Here is a 16,479-nt window from a genome sequence, read left to right on the forward strand (position 1 = left end):
CCGGAGCCGCGCGCCATGACATGCGACTTCATCGACAAGCCCCCCGTTGCGGCGCGAGCATGCGTCCATGACCACGGAGAACGAGAACAAGGACATCGTCCGGCGGGCGCTGGCGACCCTGCTGGAGACCGGGAGCACCGACGGGCTCGGGACCTTGCTGAGCGACGACTTCGTCCATCACCGGCCGGACTCGGCCTCTTCGGCCAAGGCGCAGTGGCTGGCCGCCGTGGAGAGGGCCCTCGTACCCCTCGCCGGTATGCGCGTGGAGATCAGCCATCTGCTGGCCGACGGTGATCACGTGGTGGTGCACTCGCGGCGCCGGCTCCCCGGCGCCGGGCCGGAGATCGCCGTGGTCGACATCTGGCGGATCGAGGACGGGCTGATCGCGGAGGGCTGGGAGATCATCGAGCCGGTGTCCGAGGCGGCCGCCCACCTGACGTGGTGGGAGCCCGGCGCACACTGAGCGCCCCGCGGGCCCGGCGCACGAGCGTGCCGGGCGCGTCCCGTCACACCTTCCGGGCGCCCCGCACCTGGCTGCGTACCGCGCCCATGCTCGCGCCGATGACGAGCGCGATGGCCAGGGCGTCCGTCGTGGACAGGGCCTGGTCCAGGACGAGGAAGCCGGCCGTGGCCGCGATCGCCGGTTCCAGGCTCATCAGGATCGCGAAGGTGGGCGCGGGCAGCCGGCGCAGTGCCATGAGTTCGAGGGTGTAGGGGAGGACCGAGCTCAGCAGCGCGACGGCGGCGCCGAGGCCGAGCGTGGACGGGACGAGGAGTTTCGAGCCGGACTCCATGATGCCGAGCGGCAACGAGAGGACGGCCGCCACCACCATCGCCAGGGCCAGCCCGTCGGCCTGGGGGAAGCGGCGGCCGGTGCGGGCGCTGAAGACGATGTACGCCGCCCACATGGCACCGGCGCCGAGGGCGTACGCGGCGCCCACCGGATCGAGCCGGTCGAAGCCGCCGCCGCTCAGCAGCAGCACACCGCCCAGCGCGAGGCCGGCCCAGACCACGTTGACGAGGCGGCGCGAGGCGAACACCGAGAGGGCGAGCGGGCCCAGCACCTCCAGGGTCACGGCGGCGCCCAGCGGGATGCGGTCGGCGGCCTGGTAGAAGAGCGTGTTCATGCCGCCCATGGCGAGGCCGAAGGCCACCACCGTGCCCCAGTCCGCGCGGGAGTGGCCGCGCAGCTTCGGGCGGCAGACGACGAGCAGGACGAGGGCCGCGGCGGCGAGCCGCAGGGTGACGACACCGAGCGCGCCGGCCTTCGGCATCAGCAGCACCGCGACCGCGGAACCGAACTGCACGGAGAGCCCGCCCGCGACCACCAGGGCGACCGGGGCGAGCGCCGCCCGGCGCCCACCGGCGCGGGCGCCGTCCTGCTCACCGAGGGCGCTGACCGCCTCGGGGACGGCGACCGCGGCCGCGGCCGGTTCTGCGGAGGTGCCCTGGTCGTTCACCTGTGGCCTGTCCTTCTGCGTTCACGCGGTACGGGTTCGTCGGGATCATCGGGGCGGCGGTCCAGCAGACTGCACTACGAAATCGAAGATACTGCACTCGCTCCGTGCGGCGCACCCCACCACGGTAAAGCTGCGCAGCCGGCGCGCGGCGAATGGGCCGCGATCCCGCCCACCGCCGCACCCGCCACCGCTTCGGGCCGCCGGTGCGGGCGGCGGCGGACATCGAGCGGCAGGCAGCGGCGGACTCGGGCTGCCGGTGCACGCACCCGCTCAGCGAGCGCGCAGTGGCGTCCGCCCCTCCAGCCCCTCCGCCAGCACCTCCGCCAGGTGCCTCGCCCGCACGTCCCCCAGCTGGGCGAGCTGCGTCCGGCAGGAGAAGCCGTCCGCCAGGACCACCGCATCCTGGGACGCGCCCCGCACCGCGGGCAGCAGCTGGTCCTCCGCGCAGGCCGCCGACACCTCCGCGTGGCCGCGCTCGAAGCCGAAGTTGCCCGCCAGGCCGCAGCAGCCGCCCACCAGGTCCCCCTCCAGTCCGGCACGCTCCCGCAGGCGCCGGTCCGCCGCATCGCCCAGCACCGCGTGCTGGTGGCAGTGGGTCTGGCCGGTGACCGGGCGGTCCAGGCGCGGGGGCTGCCAGTCGGGGGCGTACTCCTCCAGGTACTCGGCCAGCGTGCGGACGGACGCGGCGAGTCCGGCGGCTCTCGGGTCGTCCGGGAGGAGTTCCGGGAGGTCCGTCCGGAGCGTCGCCGCACAGCTCGGCTCCAGGACGATCACGGGGCTGCCGGGCACGCCGCCCAGCCGGTCCAGGGTGCGGCGCATCACCCTGCGCGCCCGGTCCAGCTGCCCGGTCGACACGTACGTGAGGCCGCAGCACAGGCCGCTCCCGGGCGTCAGCGCCGTCCGCCCCGCCGCCTCCAGCACGCGGACCGCCGCCCGGCCCACCTCGGGTGAGAGATGTTCGGTGAAGGTGTCGGGCCACAGGAGCGCCACCGGGCCGGCGGAGGGGAGGGACGTCCCCCCGCCCTGGCGCCGCAGCAGCCACCGCGTGAACGTCTCCCGCGCCAGGACCGGGATCCCCCGCTCCGGCGCGATGCCCGCCGCCCGTCTGGCCAGGGCCGCGAGCGGGCGCATCCGGGCCAGCGCGTTCAGCGCGCCCGCGAAGGGGGACGCGAGGCGCAGCCACCGCGGCAGCCACCCCAGCGCGTAATGCGCGGCCGGGCGCAGCCGGCCGCGGTAGTGGTGGTGCAGGAATTCCGCCTTGTACGTGGCCATGTCGACGCCCACCGGACAGTCGCTGCGGCAGCCCTTGCAGGACAGGCACAGGTCGAGCGCGTCCCGTACCTCCGTCGAGCGCCAGCCGTCCGTGATCACCCCGCCCGCGGTTCCGGCGAGCATCTCGTGGAGCAGCCGTGCCCGGCCGCGGGTGGAGTGGGCCTCCTCGCCGGTCGCGCGGAAGGAGGGGCACATCACGGACGGGCCGGAGACCGTCTCCGTACGGCACTTGGCGACTCCGACGCACCTGCGCACGGCGGCGGAGAAGTCGCCGCCGTCGTGCGGGTAGCCGAAGGCGACGTCGACCGGCTTCTTCGGGAGCACCTCGAAGCGGAGGTTCTCGTCGAGGCGGGCCGGGCGGGCGAGGATGCCCGGGTTCATGCCGCCGTCGGGGTCCCAGAGGTCCTTGAACCGGGCGAAGAGGGAGACGAGTTCGTCCCCGTACATCCGGGGGAGCAGTTCGGCGCGCGCCTGGCCGTCGCCGTGTTCGCCCGACAGGGAACCGCCGTGGGCGACGACGAGCGAGGCGAGGTCTTCGGAGAAGCGGCGGAACCGGGCCACGCCGGCGCCGGTCAGCAGGTCGAAGTCGATGCGGACGTGGATGCAGCCGTCGCCGAAGTGCCCGTAGGGCGTGCCGCGCAGGCCGTGCTCGGTGAGCAGGGCCCGGAAGTCGCGGAGGTAGGGGCCGAGCCGGGCGGGCGGCACGGCGCAGTCCTCCCATCCGGGCCAGGCCTCCGTGCTCCCCCCGGAGACTCCGTCGTGGGGGGACCCCCAGATCCGGGTGGCGGTGCCGGCCGCGTCCTCCCGGATCCGCCACAGGGCGCGCTGCCCGGCCGGGTCGGTGACGACGGCGGCGTCCACCGCGTCGGCGGAGGCGGCGCGCACCAGGCGTTCGGCGTGGGCGCGGGCCTCGGCCGGGGTGGCGCCGCCCGTCTCGGCGAAGAGCCAGGCGCCGCCGCGGGGCAGCCCGGCCGGTTCGCGTACGAGGTCGGCGGCCATGCCCTCGACGGTCAGCGGGCGGTACGGGAGGAGGCCGGGGGCGGCCTCGGCGGCGGCCGGCTCGTCGGCGTAGCCGAGGACGGCGAGCGCGCGGGCGGCGGGCGCCTCGACGAGCCGGAGCGTCGCCTCCGTCACCACGCCGAGCGTGCCCTCGCTGCCGCAGAAGGCCCGGGCGGGGTCGGGCCCGTTCTCGGGCAGCAGGGCGTCGAGGGCGTATCCGGAGATGCGGCGCGGGAGGTCGGGGAAGCCGGTGCGCAGGAGGGCGAGGTTCGAGGCGACCACGTCGCGGATTCCGGCGGGGCCCTCGGCGCCCCGCTCCAGGCGCAGGATGTCGCCGCCGTAGCGGGCGACGGTCAGTGCGTGCACGTTGTCGGCGGTGGTGCCCCAGGCGACCGAGTGGGAGCCGCAGGAGTTGTTGCCGATCATGCCGCCGATGGTGCAGCGGCTGTGCGTGGAGGGGTCCGGGCCGAAGGTCAGCCCGTGCGGCGCGGCGGCGGCCCGCAGATCGTCCAGGACGACGCCCGGCTGGACCACGGCGGTACGGGAGGCGGCGTCCAGGTCCACGACGGTGCGCAGGTGGCGGGTGAGGTCGAGGACGACGCCGGTGCCCGTGGCCTGCCCGGCGATGGACGTCCCGCCGCCGCGCGGCACGACGGGCACCCCGTGCGCGCGGCAGACGGCGAGCGTGGCGGCGATGTCGTCGGCGTCGCGCGGGGCGACGACGCCGAGCGGGACCCGCCGGTAGTTGGAGGCGTCCATCGTCGTCAGGGCCCGCGCCGTGGCGTCGAACGCGACCTCGCCCCGTACGGAAGCCCGCAATGCGGCGCGCAGTTCACGGGCGAGTGCGGTGGGGGCGGTGGCGTGCGGGGCGTCGTCGGGTGCCATCCGGCCAGCATGCCCCCGGACCGGCCGCCTCGCCCGGCGGACCTGACCGGGGGGTCCGGACAGTTGCGCCGATGTGTGCGGATGAACGCCGATTGAACGTCAGTCGACCGGAACTGCCCGGGCTGAACACACAAATGAAACAGAGAACACCACAAGTTCTTCCCAAATAGATCGTCAATTCTCATATAGTGACCCAGACTTGTCTGGGAATCTTCTGTTCCAGTTGTCGCATTTGATCACCACTCGTACGTCCCACCCCCGTCATACGACCGCACGCCCCGCTCCGACCGTCCTCCGCCCCTCTCCGTTCGCCCGCCTCCCAAGGACTCCGCTTGCGCCCCTCAACCCGGCCGACCGCACTGGCCCTGCTGGTCACCGTGGCCCTCACCGGATCCCTGTGCCTGTGGGCGACCGCCGTCGCTCCCGACTCGGCCAGGACGGCAGTGGCCTGGGGGTCGAGCGCCGCAGCGCTGCTGCTCTCCGCCGCCGTCGCCACCGCCGTCCACGCCCGCATCACCGCGCGCCGGCTGCGCGAACTGCTCGCCGCCGAGACCGGCCGGTTCACCGCGGAGACCTCGCGGATGGTGTCGGCGTCCGCCGCCGACGCCCAGCGGTTCACCGCCGAGACCGCCCGCATCAAGGCCGCGGCGGCCGCCGAGACGGCCCGCGTCGCCCAGGAGGCCGCGGCCACCGCCGAGCGGCTCACCGCCGACAACGCGCGCCTCAAGGCCCGCGCCGCCCGCAGTGACACCGAACGCTCCGCCGCCGTCGCCGCCTGCGCCAACGCCGCGGGCCGGATGCAGGCGCTGGCCACCAGCATGCTCGCCGACCTGCGCGACATGGAGCACCGGCACTCCGCCGAGGACGTCCTCGGCGACCTGCTGCACCTCGACCACCGCACCGCCCAGGCGGGCCGGCTGGCCGACTCCATCGCCGTGCTGACCGGCGCCCGCTCCGGACGGCGCTGGGCGAAGCCGATCGTGATGGAGTCCATCCTGCGCGGCGCGATGGGCCGGATCAGCGGATACCAGCGGATCCGGCTCCACTCGACCAGCGACGTCGCCATCGCCGGCCACGCCGCCGAGGGCGTCATGCACGCCCTGGCCGAACTCCTCGACAACGCCGCGAACTTCTCGCCGCCCACGGCCGAGGTCCATGTGTACGTGGAAGAGGTGCCGGCCGGCATCGTGCTGACCGTCGAGGACAGCGGACTCGTCATGAGCGACGTGCAGCTGCGCCGCGCGGAGCGCGCCGTCTCCGCGACCGACCAGGACCTGACCGGCCTGTCCGGCACCCGCCTCGGCCTCGCCGTCGTCGGACGCCTCGCCCGCAAGCACGGTCTGACCGTCTCGTTCCGGCCCTCCGCGCGCGGCGGCACGGGCGCGCTGATGATGCTCCCCCATGAGATCATCACCCGCGCCCCGGTATCGGCCCCCGAGCCCGCCGCCGCGCCTGCCGTGCCCGCCCCGCGCGAGCCCGAACCGGTCCACACCTCCGGCTCCGACCGCCCCGGCGACGCGCCCGCCCCCACCGCCCTGCGCACCCAGGAGCCCCTGCGCTCCGACTCCGGCTCGGAGACCACCGGCGGCCTCCCCCGGTTCGGCGAGAGCGGCCTGCCCAAGCGCTCGCGCGGCCGCACCCTGGCCGCCGCCGAATCCCGCGCCCGGGCGGCCGTCGACTCCGACGCGTCGTCGGAGCCCGGAACGACGGACGGGACCGCCCCCCGGCCCCGTGCCGCCGATGCCAGAACCCAGGCAGCGCGCTTCAGCAGCTTCCGCCAGGCCGTACGCCCCACCTCCCCGCACCCGGAAGGCAACACCCGATGACCGCGACCACCGACGAGAAGCTCAACTGGCTGCTGGAGGGGCTCCTCGAGCGCACCCCCGGCGCCCGTCACGCCCTCGTGCTGTCCAGGGACGGCCTCAAGCTGTGCCGTACCCCCGAGCTCTCCGTCGACCAGGCGGACCAGCTGGCCGCGATCTCGGCCGGAATCCAGAGCCTCTCGCACGGCGCGTCCGTCGAGTTCGGTGACGGCACCGGCGGCGTGCGCTCGGCGATGGCCGAGTTCTACGGCGGCGTGCTGTTCATCGTGGAGGCGGGGGCGGGCGCCCACCTCGCGGTCGTCGCCTCCGAGGACGCCGACGTCGGCCTCGTCGGCCACAACATGAGCGAGCTCGTCGAACAGCTCGGCGAGCACCTCGTCGCCCCGCCCCGCGAGCCCGCCGAGGCCGCCGAAACCGCGGCCGTATGACCCCGCGCCCCCGCCCCGGCCGGGACGACGACCCGGACCGGCTGTACACCCTCACCGGTGGCCGCAGCCGGTCCGATTCGGCCGCCTTCGACCTGGTGACCCTGGTCGTCTCCGAATGCGAGCCGTCCCCCGGCATGCAGTCGGAGCACGTCACGATCCTGCGGATGTGCGAACGGCCCACCGCCGTCGTCGAACTCGCCGCCGGACTGAACCTGCCCGTCAGCATCGTGCGCATCCTGCTGTGCGATCTGCTCGACACCGGCCGGATCAGCGCCCGCCACCCCCGTACCGCCCGTGTCGCGGACCGGCTCCCCGACCCCGACATCCTGGAACAGGTGCTCGTTGGACTCCGCAACCTCTGACCGTGCCGCCCTGCAGGCCACGGCCGACAACGGACTGAAAATAGTCGTCGTCGGTGGCTTCGGGGTCGGCAAGACCACCATGGTCCGATCCGTGAGCGAGATCCGTCCGCTCAACACGGAGGAGACGATGACCCGCGCGGGCGAGGCCGTCGACCACCTCGACGGGGTGCAGTCGAAGACGTCCACCACGGTCGCCTTCGACTTCGGCCGGATCACGCTCGACGCACGCTCGGTGCTCTACCTCTTCGGCGCACCCGGCCAGGAACGCTTCTGGTACCTCTGGGACCGGCTGTTCTCCGGCACCCTCGGCGCGGTCGTCCTCGTCGACACCCGCCGCCTCGCCGACTCCTGGTACGCCATCGACCGGCTGGAGCACCACGGCACCCCGTTCATCGTGGCGTGCAACGACTTCGGCGGCCCGCTCCACACCGAGCAGCAGATCCGTGAGGCGCTCGCCCTCTCGGACGACGTCCCGCTCGTGGAGTGCGACGCCCGCGACCGGTCGTCCAGCAAGTACGTCCTGATCACGCTCGTGGAGCACCTCTACGCCCTCTCGCGGCGCACCGCACCCGCCCTCGCCGCCGCCCGTCCGGAAACCGCTCCGGAGAAGACCCCGGAGCCCACCCCGTGACCCAGCCCCCCGAACCGCCCCCGGGCTGCCCCGCGCATGGCCGCGTGCCCCTGTCCGGGCCCCGGTTCCAGAGCGAACCCACCCAGCTGTACCGGGAGATGCGCCGCGACCACGGCGCCGTCGCACCCGTCGTCCTGGACGGCGACGTCCCCGCCTGGCTGATCCTCGGCTACCGCGAACTGCACCAGGTCACCAGCGACCCCGTGCTGTTCAGCCGCGACTCCGACCTCTGGAACCAGTGGGAGCACATCCCCGGCGACTGGCCGCTGCTCCCGATGATCGGCCGCAAGCAGCCGTCGATCCTCTACACGGTCGGCCCCCGGCACGTCGAGCGCGCCCGGATGATCAGCAACGCCCTGGAGGCGGTCGACCCGTTCGCCCTCAAGCGGTACGCGGAGGAGTTCGCCGACGAACTCATCGACCGGTTCTGCTCCAAGGGCTCGACCGACATCATCGCCGAGTACGCGATGCTGCTCCCCGCCCGCGTCCTGGCCAGGATCTACGGCGTCAGCGACGAGACCGGCGACGCGCTCGTCGGCTCGATCAACGACATGATCGACGGCCGGGAACGCGCCCTGGCCGGCCAGCAGCACCTCGCCACCACGATGTTCCAGCTGCTGGCCGACAAGCACGCCGCACCCGGCGACGACGTCGCCACCCGGATGCTGGCCGACCCCGGCGGCTTCACGGACGAGGAGATCGCCCAGGACCTCATGGTCATGATGGCCGCCGGCCACCAGCCCACCGCGGACTGGATGGGCAACTCCCTGCGGCTCATGCTCACCGACGACCGCTTCGCCGCCTCCCTCTCCGGCGGCCGGCACAGCGTCGCCGAAGCCATGAACGAAGTCCTGTGGGAGGACACCCCGACGCAGAACGTCGCCGGCCGCTGGGCCTCGCGCGACACCCACCTCGGGGGCCGGCACATCCAGGCCGGCGACCTGCTGCTCCTCGGCATCGCGGCCGCCAACGCCGACCCGCAGGTCCGCACCGACGGCTCCGCCCTGACCGGCGGCAACAACGCCTTCCTCTCCTTCGGCCACGGCGAGCACCGCTGCCCGTTCCCCGCCCAGGAGACCGCCGAGGTCATCGCCCGTACCGGCATCGAGGTCCTGCTGGACCGCCTCCCGGACATCGACCTCGACGTCCCCGCCGAGCAGCTCACCCGCCGCCCCTCCCCCTGGCTGCGGGGCCTGACGGACCTGCCCGTCGCCTTCACGCCCACACCCGCCACAGGACCCGCCGCCGGAGGCCAGATATGACCCGCATCGTCCTCGACCCCTTCGTCGCCGACCTCGACGGCGAGAGCGCGGCCCTGCGCGCCGCGGGCCCGCTCGCCGAGGTGGAGCTGCCCGGCGGGGTGCACTGCTACGCGGTCACACACCACGCGGAGGCGCGGCAGCTGCTGACCGACTCGCGGATCGTGAAGGACATCAACGTCTGGGGCGCCTGGCAGCGCGGCGAGATCCCGATGGACTGGCCGCTGATCGGCCTCGCCAACCCGGGCCGCTCCATGCTGACCGTCGACGGCGCCGACCACCGCCGGCTGCGCACCCTGGTCGCGCAGGCCCTCACCGTGAAGCGGGTGGAGCGGCTGCGCGCGGGCATCGAGGCGCTGACGACCGCGAGCCTGGACCGGCTCGCGGCCCTGCCCAAGGGCGAGAAGGTCGACCTGAAGGCCGAGTTCGCCTACCCGCTGCCGATGAACGTCATCAGCGAACTGATGGGGGTCGACGCCGCCGACCACCCCCGCCTCAAGGCACTGTTCGAGAAGTTCTTCTCGACGCAGACGCCCCCGGAGGAGGTCCCGCAGATGATGGCGGACCTCGGCGCGCTCTTCACGAAGATCGTCGACGCGAAGCGGGCCGAGCCGGGCGACGACCTGACCAGCGCCCTGATCGCCGCCTCCGAGGACGGCGACCACCTCACCAACGAGGAGATCGTCAACACCCTCCAGCTGATCATCGCGGCCGGCCACGAGACGACGATCAGCCTGATCGTGAACGCCGTGGTCGCCCTGGAGACCCACCCCGAGCAGCGCAAGCGGGTCCTGAACGGCGAGATCTCCTGGGAGAACGTGATCGAGGAGACCCTGCGCTGGAACACCCCCACCTCCCACGTCCTGATCCGCTTCGCCACGGAGGACGTGGCGGTCGGCGACAAGGTCCTCCCCAAGGGCGAGGCCCTGATCGTGTCCTTCGGCGCGCTGGGCCGGGACGAGGCGCAGCACGGCCCGACCGCCGGCGAGTTCGACGCGACCCGCTCCCCCAACCGCCACATCGCCTTCGGCCACGGCCCGCACGTGTGCCCGGGCGCCGCGCTCTCCCGCCTGGAGGCCGGGGTCGCCCTCCCCGCGCTGTACGAGCGCTTCCCGGAGCTGGAACTGGCCGTACCGGCGTCCGAGCTGCGCAACAAGCCGATCGTCACCCAGAACGACCTGTTCGACCTGCCGGTCGAGCTGGGCTGACCCGGCCGCGTACGGCAGGGGGCGGCCCCCCGTACGGACGTACCTCCAAGGCCCACGAGTCGGACCTCCTGTCTCATCCGACGGACAGGGCATGTAGCCGCTCCGCCGAGCGACTACGCTCCGACTCGTGGCCGACATCCAGATTCCCGCTGACATCAAGCCCGCCGACGGACGCTTCGGCGCCGGTCCTTCCAAGGTGCGGACGGAGGCGCTCGACGCGCTGGCCGCCACCGGTACGTCCCTTCTCGGTACGTCCCACCGCCAGGCCCCGGTGAAGAACCTGGTCGGCGCGGTGCGTGACGGCGTGCGCGACCTCTTCTCCCTCCCCGAGGGATACGAGGTGATCCTGGGCAACGGCGGCTCCACCGCCTTCTGGGACATCGCGACGCACGGTCTGATCGAGTCGAAGTCCCAGCACCTCAACTTCGGCGAGTTCTCGTCGAAGTTCGCGAAGGCCGCCAAGCTCGCCCCGTGGCTGGCCGACCCGACCGTCATCGCCTCCGAGCCGGGCACCCACCCGGACCCGCGGGCCGAGGCGGGCGTCGACGTCTACGCCTTCACGCACAACGAGACCTCGACCGGCGTCGCCGCGCCCGTCAAGCGCGTCGAGGGCGCCGACGAGGGCTCCCTGGTCCTGGTGGACGCCACCTCCGGCGCCGGCGGCCTGCCCGTCGACATCACCGAGACGGACGTCTACTACTTCGCCCCGCAGAAGTCCTTCGCCTCCGACGGCGGCCTGTGGATCGGCGTGTTCTCCCCGGCGGCCCTGGAGCGCGCGGCGCGCGTCCACGCCTCCGGCCGTCACATCCCGGAGTTCTTCTCGCTGCCCACGGCGATCGACAACTCCCTGAAGAACCAGACGTACAACACCCCGGCACTCGCCACGCTGTTCCTCCTGAACGAGCAGCTGACGTGGATGAACACCCAGGGCGGCCTGGACTTCACCACCGGCCGCACGGCCGCCTCCTCCGGCCACCTGTACGGCTGGGCCGAGGAGTCGAAGTACGCGACCCCGTTCGTCACGGACCCGGCCAAGCGCTCGCAGGTCATCGGCACGATCGACTTCGCGGACGAGATCGACGCCACGGCCGTCGCCAAGGCCCTGCGCGCCAACGGCATCGTCGACACGGAGCCCTACCGCAAGCTGGGCCGCAACCAGCTGCGCGTGGCGATGTTCCCGGCGATCGACCCGTCGGACGTCCAGGCGCTGACGGCGTGCATCGACTACGTGATCGAGAAGCTGTAGTCCGTACGCTCCGGAACGGCCCTGCGCACCGCGAGGTGTGCAGGGCCGTTTCTGCTTCACTCGGCCGAGTGGCATATGCCGGAAACACGCTCTGCGGCCGGTCCGCCCTACGATGATGGTCTCGCCACCAGCCAGTTCAGGAGGGCCGCAATGTCTGCAGCAGCAGTCGAGCACCCCTGTGACGACGAGCCGGAACTGTCGTTGCTCGAAGAAGCCGACAGGCTCGCGGAGCAGCTTCCCGGACGTCGCGTCGAGATCATCGGAGGCGTCATCACCGTGGCCCCACCCCCGGACGGCCCGCACGCGGACGCGTTGACCACACTCATGATCCCGTTCCTCGCCGCAGGACTCCACGGTGAGGAGTCGAGAGTCCTCCAGGGCATCGGCCTCTGGCTGCCGGGCGGCCCCGAGGACTACGCCATCCCCGACCTCGCCCTCGTCGACGCCGATCTCGACGCGCACAGACTCGAGAACAACTGCTACGACCCGGCCGTCTTCCGCCTGGTCCTGGAGGTCACCTCCAGCAACTACAAGAGCGACCTGCGGCACAAGGTCGCGGCATACGCCGAGGCCAAGATCCCCGTCTACGTGGTCCTCGACCGCAAGCACAGCCGGGTCCACGTCCTGACGGAGCCCGTCGGCGGCGCCTACGACCGCCACGAGGTGTACGCCCCGGGCCAGGAGGCTCCGCTCCCCGACTCCATCGGAGCCGAAGTGACGCTCGACGTCGCCGCACTGATCAAGGCCGGCCGAGCGAAATCAAGCCCGTCCGGCGACTGAGGACCCAGAGCTCGCCGGGGTGTCCCGACGCCACCGCTCCTCGCCGTCCTCCCACTCACCGGTCGGCATGAGCCCAGCCGCAGCGGCCACCGCAGCGGAGGCGGCGTGCTCGGGGTGGATGTGCGCGACGACCGTGCGGAGCAGTCCCGCTTCCCCCAGGTGCGCCACCAGGCCCACCGCCGCTTCCTTGGCGAAGCCCCGCCCCTGCCACCCGGCGCCGATCACCCACGCGACCTCCGCCTGCGTGCCGCGCACCGTCGCCTGCACGTAGCCGGCGAGGCGGTCCTCACCCCGGACCCGCAGCACCCAGTTCCACCAGAGCTCTTCCGGGTCCGGCGACCCGGCGGTCTGCCGTTCGTAGCGGGCCCTGAGGGTCTCCGCGTCCTCCGGAACACCGCCGGTGAAGGTGTGCAGGGCGGGATCGTCGAGCACCGTCGCCATCTCGTCCGCGTGCGCGACCCGCAGGGGCTCCGCATCGAGGCGGGCGGTGGAGAAGGGGGCGGGGCCGGTGTCGGTCGTCATGACCGATGACCTTATGCGGGCTCGCTCGCGCCTTCGAAACGCTCGTTCCGCCCCACCCGCGCAGATGACACGCCGCCGCGGCTGTGGACCATGGAAGGCATGGAGGCGATCCCCGAGCTGAAGCCGTTCGTGAAGCAGTACACCGTGCGGCTCAGCACGCGGCGGCAGGACGGGACCCACGCGCACACCCCCGTCAACATCGCCGTCGAGGGCGACCACGCCTACGTCCGTACGTTCTCCTCGGCGTGGAAGGTGGAGCGGATGCGCAACCACCCCGTCGTGAGGATCGGCCCGTGCACGCTGCGCGGCCGGCCGACGGGGCCGCAGATCACCGCGCACGCCCGCCTCCTCCAGGCCGGATCGAAGGAGAACACGCACGCCGCCCGGATGCTGTCCCGCAAGCACCCGGTCGTGCAGGGCGTCCTCGTCCCCCTCGCGCACCGCCTCAAGCGTGACAGGACGCTGCACTACGAGATCCGCCCGCTCGACCCCTGAGGGCTGCTCACCCCTGCCGGCGCCGCCTTCCCAGGAACAGCAGCAGCCCGATCCCGGCGAGCACCGCGATCCCGGTCAGGGTGGTGCCCTTCACCGGCACCCCGTCGCCGCCTCCGGCGCTGTCCGCCCCGGACGACGGTGGTCTCCCGCCCGCCCGCGCGGGCCCGTCGCCCCCGCCGCTCTTCAGGTCCACCCGCACCACGTCGCTCCGCGCCCCCTCGGAGCCGTACATCAGCGCCGAACCGTCCGCCGTGTACGTCACCGACTCGGCCTGCCCGAGCAGCGGCGACTCGACCGGGTAGTCCTTGCCGAGCCGCCCCTTCGCGAAGGCGTAACCGCGCGCGCTGAAGTACGAGCGCAGCACCAGCTCCTTGCCGTCCGGCGAGAACGCCCCGTCCGTCACCCACGGCACCTCGCCGACCCGCCGGAACACGTTGTCCCCGCCCGTCGTGAGCTTCGCGGGTCCTTCGTACAGCCCGCCGCCGTCCTCGTTCTTCGACGCGATGTACACGCGGCACGTCTTCGGGTGGACCATCAGCGCCTCGGCGTTGCGCGGGCCGTCGGCGTACTTCACGTCGAACTGTGTGGCCCTGACCGTCGCGTCCCGGAGCGTCTTCGGCTCGGGGAAGCGGTAGATCCAGACGTGGTCCCAGCTGCCGTTCAGGTTGTCGCCGATGTCGCCGACGTACAGGTTCCCGTCCGGGCCCAGCGAGATGGCCTCCACGTCGCGGGGGGCGCCGACGCCCTTCATGGTGATCCGCGCGACGGTCTTCCCGGTGCGGGAGTCGACGGCGAAGACGTACGGCCCGTCCTCGCTGTCGTTGTGCGTCCAGTAGACCCCCGGGTGGGCGCGGCTGGCCGCCAGGCCGCTGGACTCGGTGATCCGCGGGTCCTCGATCGTGAAGCTCCGGTCGGCGTCCCCGTCGTCGGCCAGGGCGGGAACCGCCGCCGCCGCGAAGGACAGCAGCGCGGCGGCGGTGGAAACGGTCAGTCGGTACGCACGCATGGCACAAGTGTCCATCGTCACGTCGCAGGCCGGAGCCATGATCGGCCATGATGGCGCCATGCGTTTCATGTGTGTCGGCGATTCCATGACCATCGGACGCGCCGGTGACTTCACGTGGCGCTACCGCCTGTGGCAGCACCTCGAAGCGTCTTTCGACGGCCCGTACGCGCTCGTGGGCCCGCGCACCGAGCTGTACGACCCCGGCACGGGCACCCCGGTCTCGTACGCGTACGCCGCCGAGGACTTCCCCACCGGAGCCCGCCGCCACCTGGCCGGCTGGGGCGAGGGCTGGCTGCACATGGCCCCGGTGATCGCGGGCACGGTCGCCGAGCACCGGGCGGACGTCCTGCTCGTCTCCCTCGGCCTGATAGACCTCGGCTTCTACACGGACAGCACGCAGACGGCGGCCAACGCCCGCGCCTTCCTCACCGCCGCCCGCGCGGCGAACCCGCACATCAGATGCGTCCTGCTCCCCGTCATACCGAACGTGCGGGCCGAGTCCGACGCCCCCTTCGCCGCCGAGTGCGCCCGCTTCAACGAACTCCTGGCCAAGACGGTGGCCGACCTCGACACGGCAGCGTCCCCGCTGCTCCTGGCCTCGCACCCGGCCGGCTACGACATCCACACGGACACGTACGACGGCACCCACCCCGGCCCGTCGGGCGAACACAGACTCGCGGCGGCCTACGCCGACGCGATGCACCAGGCGTGGGGGCTGGGCGGCCCGTACCGGACCGCGAGCATCCCCCTCATCCCTTCCCCGTCGGCTTCGCCCGTACGTGCATCCGCTCCCCCTGCGGTCCGAACAGGCTGAGGACCTCCACCGGTTCCGGCCCCGCGGCGCCCCACCAGTGCGGGGTGTGCGTGTCGAACTCGACCACCTCGCCCGGTGTGAGCACCAGGTCGTGCTCGCCGAGCAGCAGCCGCAGCCGGCCCGAGAGCACGTACAGCCACTCGTACCCCTCGTGCACCCGCTGCTCGGGCCGGGCCTCTTTCCCCGTCGCCCCGGGAATGACCTGCTTGTACGCGTTCACCCCGCTGAGGTGCCGGGTGAGCGGCACGAACATCGAGCCGTGCCGCTTGATCGGCCGGAACGTGACCCGCGGGTCCCCCGTCTCCGGGGCCCCGACCAGCTCGTCCAGCTGCACCCCGTACGCCTTCGCCAGCGGAAGCAGCAGCTCCAGCGTCGGCTTGCGGCCGCCGGACTCCAGCCGGGAGAGCGTGCTGAGCGAGATCCCGGTCGTCTCGCTCAGCTGCGCCAGCGTCGTCCCGCGCACGGTGCGCAACGCGCGCAGCCGCGGTCCCACGCCGGTCAGCACGGACGACAGCTCGTCGTCCCCCATCGCGCTGCCGCCGCCCTCTGCTCCCACCACGTCCGCTGCCATGTCTCCATTTGCCGTCCCGGCAAGCGGTGTTGTCAACCGGAGGCGTCCTCAGACGTTTCCGGACCCGCCCACCGGACCGATCATGGCCATGGACAGCCGGGTGAACTCGCTGGTCAGCCAGGCGGGCGGCACCTGGCGCGGGCGGCGGCCGTGATGGGCGAGGAGTTCGTCGACGGACCGTGTCAGCACCTTCACCACCACGTCGAGGTTCCCGTCGACCCCGTGCCCCCGCTGCCTGGCGCGCTCGGCCTCCTGCGTCAGGAACGCGACCCACACGGACCGCCACATCGTGAGGTGATCGTCCATCTCCCTGCTCACGCCGAGCACCTCGACGAAGGCCACCCTCGCCTCCTGCGGGTCCCGGGTGACGGCCCGCACATAGGCGTCGAAGAGCCTGTGCACCCGCTCCTCGGTCGGACAGGTCTCCATGCCCTCGGCGGTCAGCTCCGCCTCGGACGCCCGCATGCCCCGCGTCGCCACCTCGTCGTACAGATCGACGAGCAGGGCCTCGCGCGACTCGAACTCGCGGTAGAAGTCCCGCACTTCCACGTGCGCGGCAGCGCACAGATCCTCGACGGTGGTGCGGGCGTAGCCGTACACGGCGAACAAGGTCCGCCCGGCGGCCAGGAGTTGCCCGCGCACCCACGCGGGGTCGCGCGCCGCCCGCACTCCGTTCCACAGCTCCATCACGGCATCCGCCATCGGTCCTCCTCGGTCA

General features: G+C 72.8%; 17 protein-coding genes. 11 read left to right on the forward strand and 6 right to left on the reverse strand.

Annotation, left to right across the window (positions count from 1 at the left end; genetic code table 11):
• The first annotated feature begins 67 nt into the window (after positions 1-67).
• Positions 68-463 (forward strand): nuclear transport factor 2 family protein, encoded by a 396-nt coding sequence (locus E6R60_RS25200; RefSeq protein ID WP_136328922.1) that lies wholly within the window; start codon positions 68-70, stop codon positions 461-463.
• Positions 464-506: 43 nt separating this feature from the next.
• Here E6R60_RS25200 and E6R60_RS25205 read toward each other — a convergent pair whose 3' ends face one another.
• On the reverse strand, positions 507-1,460 hold the full coding sequence (locus E6R60_RS25205) for an EamA family transporter (RefSeq protein WP_136328923.1): 954 nt from the start codon (positions 1,458-1,460) through the stop codon (positions 507-509).
• Positions 1,461-1,730: 270 nt separating this feature from the next.
• A complete protein-coding gene (locus tag E6R60_RS25210; RefSeq protein ID WP_136328924.1) occupies positions 1,731-4,616 on the reverse strand; it encodes an FAD-binding and (Fe-S)-binding domain-containing protein in 2,886 nt (961 codons plus the stop codon).
• 332 nt (positions 4,617-4,948) lie between these two features.
• Here E6R60_RS25210 and E6R60_RS25215 point away from each other — a divergent pair, with 332 nt between their 5' ends.
• The 8 genes from E6R60_RS25215 to E6R60_RS25250 all read left to right on the forward strand — a co-directional run bounded on the left by E6R60_RS25215 (position 4,949) and on the right by E6R60_RS25250 (position 12,353).
• Entirely contained in the window at positions 4,949-6,442 is a 1,494-nt protein-coding gene (locus E6R60_RS25215) for an ATP-binding protein (protein WP_136328925.1), read from the forward strand.
• The gene (locus E6R60_RS25220; RefSeq protein ID WP_136328926.1) at positions 6,439-6,867 is read left to right on the forward strand and encodes a roadblock/LC7 domain-containing protein; all 429 of its coding nucleotides are present in this window, start codon (positions 6,439-6,441) and stop codon (positions 6,865-6,867) included. The genes E6R60_RS25215 and E6R60_RS25220 overlap by 4 nt, the downstream gene beginning before the upstream one ends.
• Complete coding sequence (locus E6R60_RS25225; protein WP_136328927.1) at positions 6,864-7,229, forward strand: DUF742 domain-containing protein; 366 nt, start codon at positions 6,864-6,866, stop codon at positions 7,227-7,229. Before E6R60_RS25220 ends, E6R60_RS25225 begins: the two co-directional genes overlap by 4 nt.
• The gene (locus tag E6R60_RS25230) at positions 7,210-7,860 is read left to right on the forward strand and encodes an ATP/GTP-binding protein (RefSeq protein ID WP_136328928.1); all 651 of its coding nucleotides are present in this window, start codon (positions 7,210-7,212) and stop codon (positions 7,858-7,860) included. Before E6R60_RS25225 ends, E6R60_RS25230 begins: the two co-directional genes overlap by 20 nt.
• On the forward strand, positions 7,857-9,122 hold the full coding sequence (locus E6R60_RS25235) for a cytochrome P450 (protein ID WP_136328929.1): 1,266 nt from the start codon (positions 7,857-7,859) through the stop codon (positions 9,120-9,122). The genes E6R60_RS25230 and E6R60_RS25235 overlap by 4 nt, the downstream gene beginning before the upstream one ends.
• Positions 9,119-10,327: a cytochrome P450 gene (locus E6R60_RS25240; protein ID WP_136328930.1), complete on the forward strand. Its 1,209-nt coding sequence runs from the start codon at positions 9,119-9,121 to the stop codon at positions 10,325-10,327. Before E6R60_RS25235 ends, E6R60_RS25240 begins: the two co-directional genes overlap by 4 nt.
• Before the next feature lie 127 nt (positions 10,328-10,454).
• Positions 10,455-11,573: a phosphoserine transaminase gene (serC, locus tag E6R60_RS25245; RefSeq protein ID WP_136328931.1), complete on the forward strand. Its 1,119-nt coding sequence runs from the start codon at positions 10,455-10,457 to the stop codon at positions 11,571-11,573.
• A gap of 150 nt (positions 11,574-11,723) precedes the next feature.
• The gene (locus tag E6R60_RS25250) at positions 11,724-12,353 is read left to right on the forward strand and encodes a Uma2 family endonuclease (RefSeq protein WP_136328932.1); all 630 of its coding nucleotides are present in this window, start codon (positions 11,724-11,726) and stop codon (positions 12,351-12,353) included.
• Here E6R60_RS25250 and E6R60_RS25255 read toward each other — a convergent pair.
• Positions 12,333-12,875 (reverse strand): GNAT family N-acetyltransferase, encoded by a 543-nt coding sequence (locus tag E6R60_RS25255; RefSeq protein ID WP_136328933.1) that lies wholly within the window; start codon positions 12,873-12,875, stop codon positions 12,333-12,335. The two genes, E6R60_RS25250 and E6R60_RS25255, sit on opposite strands and share 21 nt — an antisense overlap.
• A gap of 99 nt (positions 12,876-12,974) precedes the next feature.
• Between E6R60_RS25255 and E6R60_RS25260 the strand changes: the two genes are divergently transcribed.
• Positions 12,975-13,370, forward strand: coding sequence for a PPOX class F420-dependent oxidoreductase (locus tag E6R60_RS25260; RefSeq protein WP_136328934.1), 396 nt, complete (start codon positions 12,975-12,977; stop codon positions 13,368-13,370).
• A 7-nt stretch (positions 13,371-13,377) separates the two neighbouring features.
• Here the strand turns inward: E6R60_RS25260 and E6R60_RS25265 are convergent, their stop codons facing one another.
• The gene (locus E6R60_RS25265) at positions 13,378-14,376 is read right to left on the reverse strand and encodes a WD40 repeat domain-containing protein (protein WP_136328935.1); all 999 of its coding nucleotides are present in this window, start codon (positions 14,374-14,376) and stop codon (positions 13,378-13,380) included.
• 58 nt (positions 14,377-14,434) lie between these two features.
• Between E6R60_RS25265 and E6R60_RS25270 the strand changes: the two genes are divergently transcribed.
• A complete protein-coding gene (locus E6R60_RS25270; protein WP_136328936.1) occupies positions 14,435-15,190 on the forward strand; it encodes a GDSL-type esterase/lipase family protein in 756 nt (251 codons plus the stop codon).
• Here E6R60_RS25270 and E6R60_RS25275 read toward each other — a convergent pair.
• Together E6R60_RS25275 and E6R60_RS25280 are read right to left on the reverse strand one after the other, a co-directional pair.
• Positions 15,126-15,719: a cupin domain-containing protein gene (locus E6R60_RS25275; RefSeq protein WP_136328987.1), complete on the reverse strand. Its 594-nt coding sequence runs from the start codon at positions 15,717-15,719 to the stop codon at positions 15,126-15,128. The genes E6R60_RS25270 and E6R60_RS25275 overlap by 65 nt on opposite strands.
• A 90-nt stretch (positions 15,720-15,809) precedes the next feature.
• On the reverse strand, positions 15,810-16,463 hold the full coding sequence (locus E6R60_RS25280) for a TetR/AcrR family transcriptional regulator (RefSeq protein WP_136328937.1): 654 nt from the start codon (positions 16,461-16,463) through the stop codon (positions 15,810-15,812).
• Between the last annotated feature and the right edge of the window lie 16 nt (positions 16,464-16,479).

Origin of the sequence: Streptomyces sp. A0642, from assembly GCF_004795105.1 — a bacterium.
Classification (GTDB): domain Bacteria; phylum Actinomycetota; class Actinomycetes; order Streptomycetales; family Streptomycetaceae; genus Streptomyces.

Excerpts from the sequence above, each read along its gene's own strand:
- E6R60_RS25270 (WP_136328936.1), top strand. The coding sequence starts at position 14,435 with ATGCGTTTCATGTGTGTCGGCGATTCCATGACCATCGGACGCGCCGGT.
- E6R60_RS25225 (WP_136328927.1), top strand. The coding sequence starts at position 6,864 with ATGACCCCGCGCCCCCGCCCCGGCCGGGACGACGACCCGGACCGGCTG.
- E6R60_RS25250 (WP_136328932.1), top strand. The coding sequence starts at position 11,724 with ATGTCTGCAGCAGCAGTCGAGCACCCCTGTGACGACGAGCCGGAACTG.
- E6R60_RS25280 (WP_136328937.1), bottom strand. The coding sequence starts at position 16,463 with ATGGCGGATGCCGTGATGGAGCTGTGGAACGGAGTGCGGGCGGCGCGC.
- E6R60_RS25200 (WP_136328922.1), top strand. The coding sequence starts at position 68 with ATGACCACGGAGAACGAGAACAAGGACATCGTCCGGCGGGCGCTGGCG.
- E6R60_RS25260 (WP_136328934.1), top strand. The coding sequence starts at position 12,975 with ATGGAGGCGATCCCCGAGCTGAAGCCGTTCGTGAAGCAGTACACCGTG.
- E6R60_RS25210 (WP_136328924.1), bottom strand. The coding sequence starts at position 4,616 with ATGGCACCCGACGACGCCCCGCACGCCACCGCCCCCACCGCACTCGCC.
- E6R60_RS25265 (WP_136328935.1), bottom strand. The coding sequence starts at position 14,376 with ATGCGTGCGTACCGACTGACCGTTTCCACCGCCGCCGCGCTGCTGTCC.
- E6R60_RS25220 (WP_136328926.1), top strand. The coding sequence starts at position 6,439 with ATGACCGCGACCACCGACGAGAAGCTCAACTGGCTGCTGGAGGGGCTC.
- E6R60_RS25255 (WP_136328933.1), bottom strand. The coding sequence starts at position 12,875 with ATGACGACCGACACCGGCCCCGCCCCCTTCTCCACCGCCCGCCTCGAT.
- E6R60_RS25240 (WP_136328930.1), top strand. The coding sequence starts at position 9,119 with ATGACCCGCATCGTCCTCGACCCCTTCGTCGCCGACCTCGACGGCGAG.
- E6R60_RS25275 (WP_136328987.1), bottom strand. The coding sequence starts at position 15,719 with ATGGGGGACGACGAGCTGTCGTCCGTGCTGACCGGCGTGGGACCGCGG.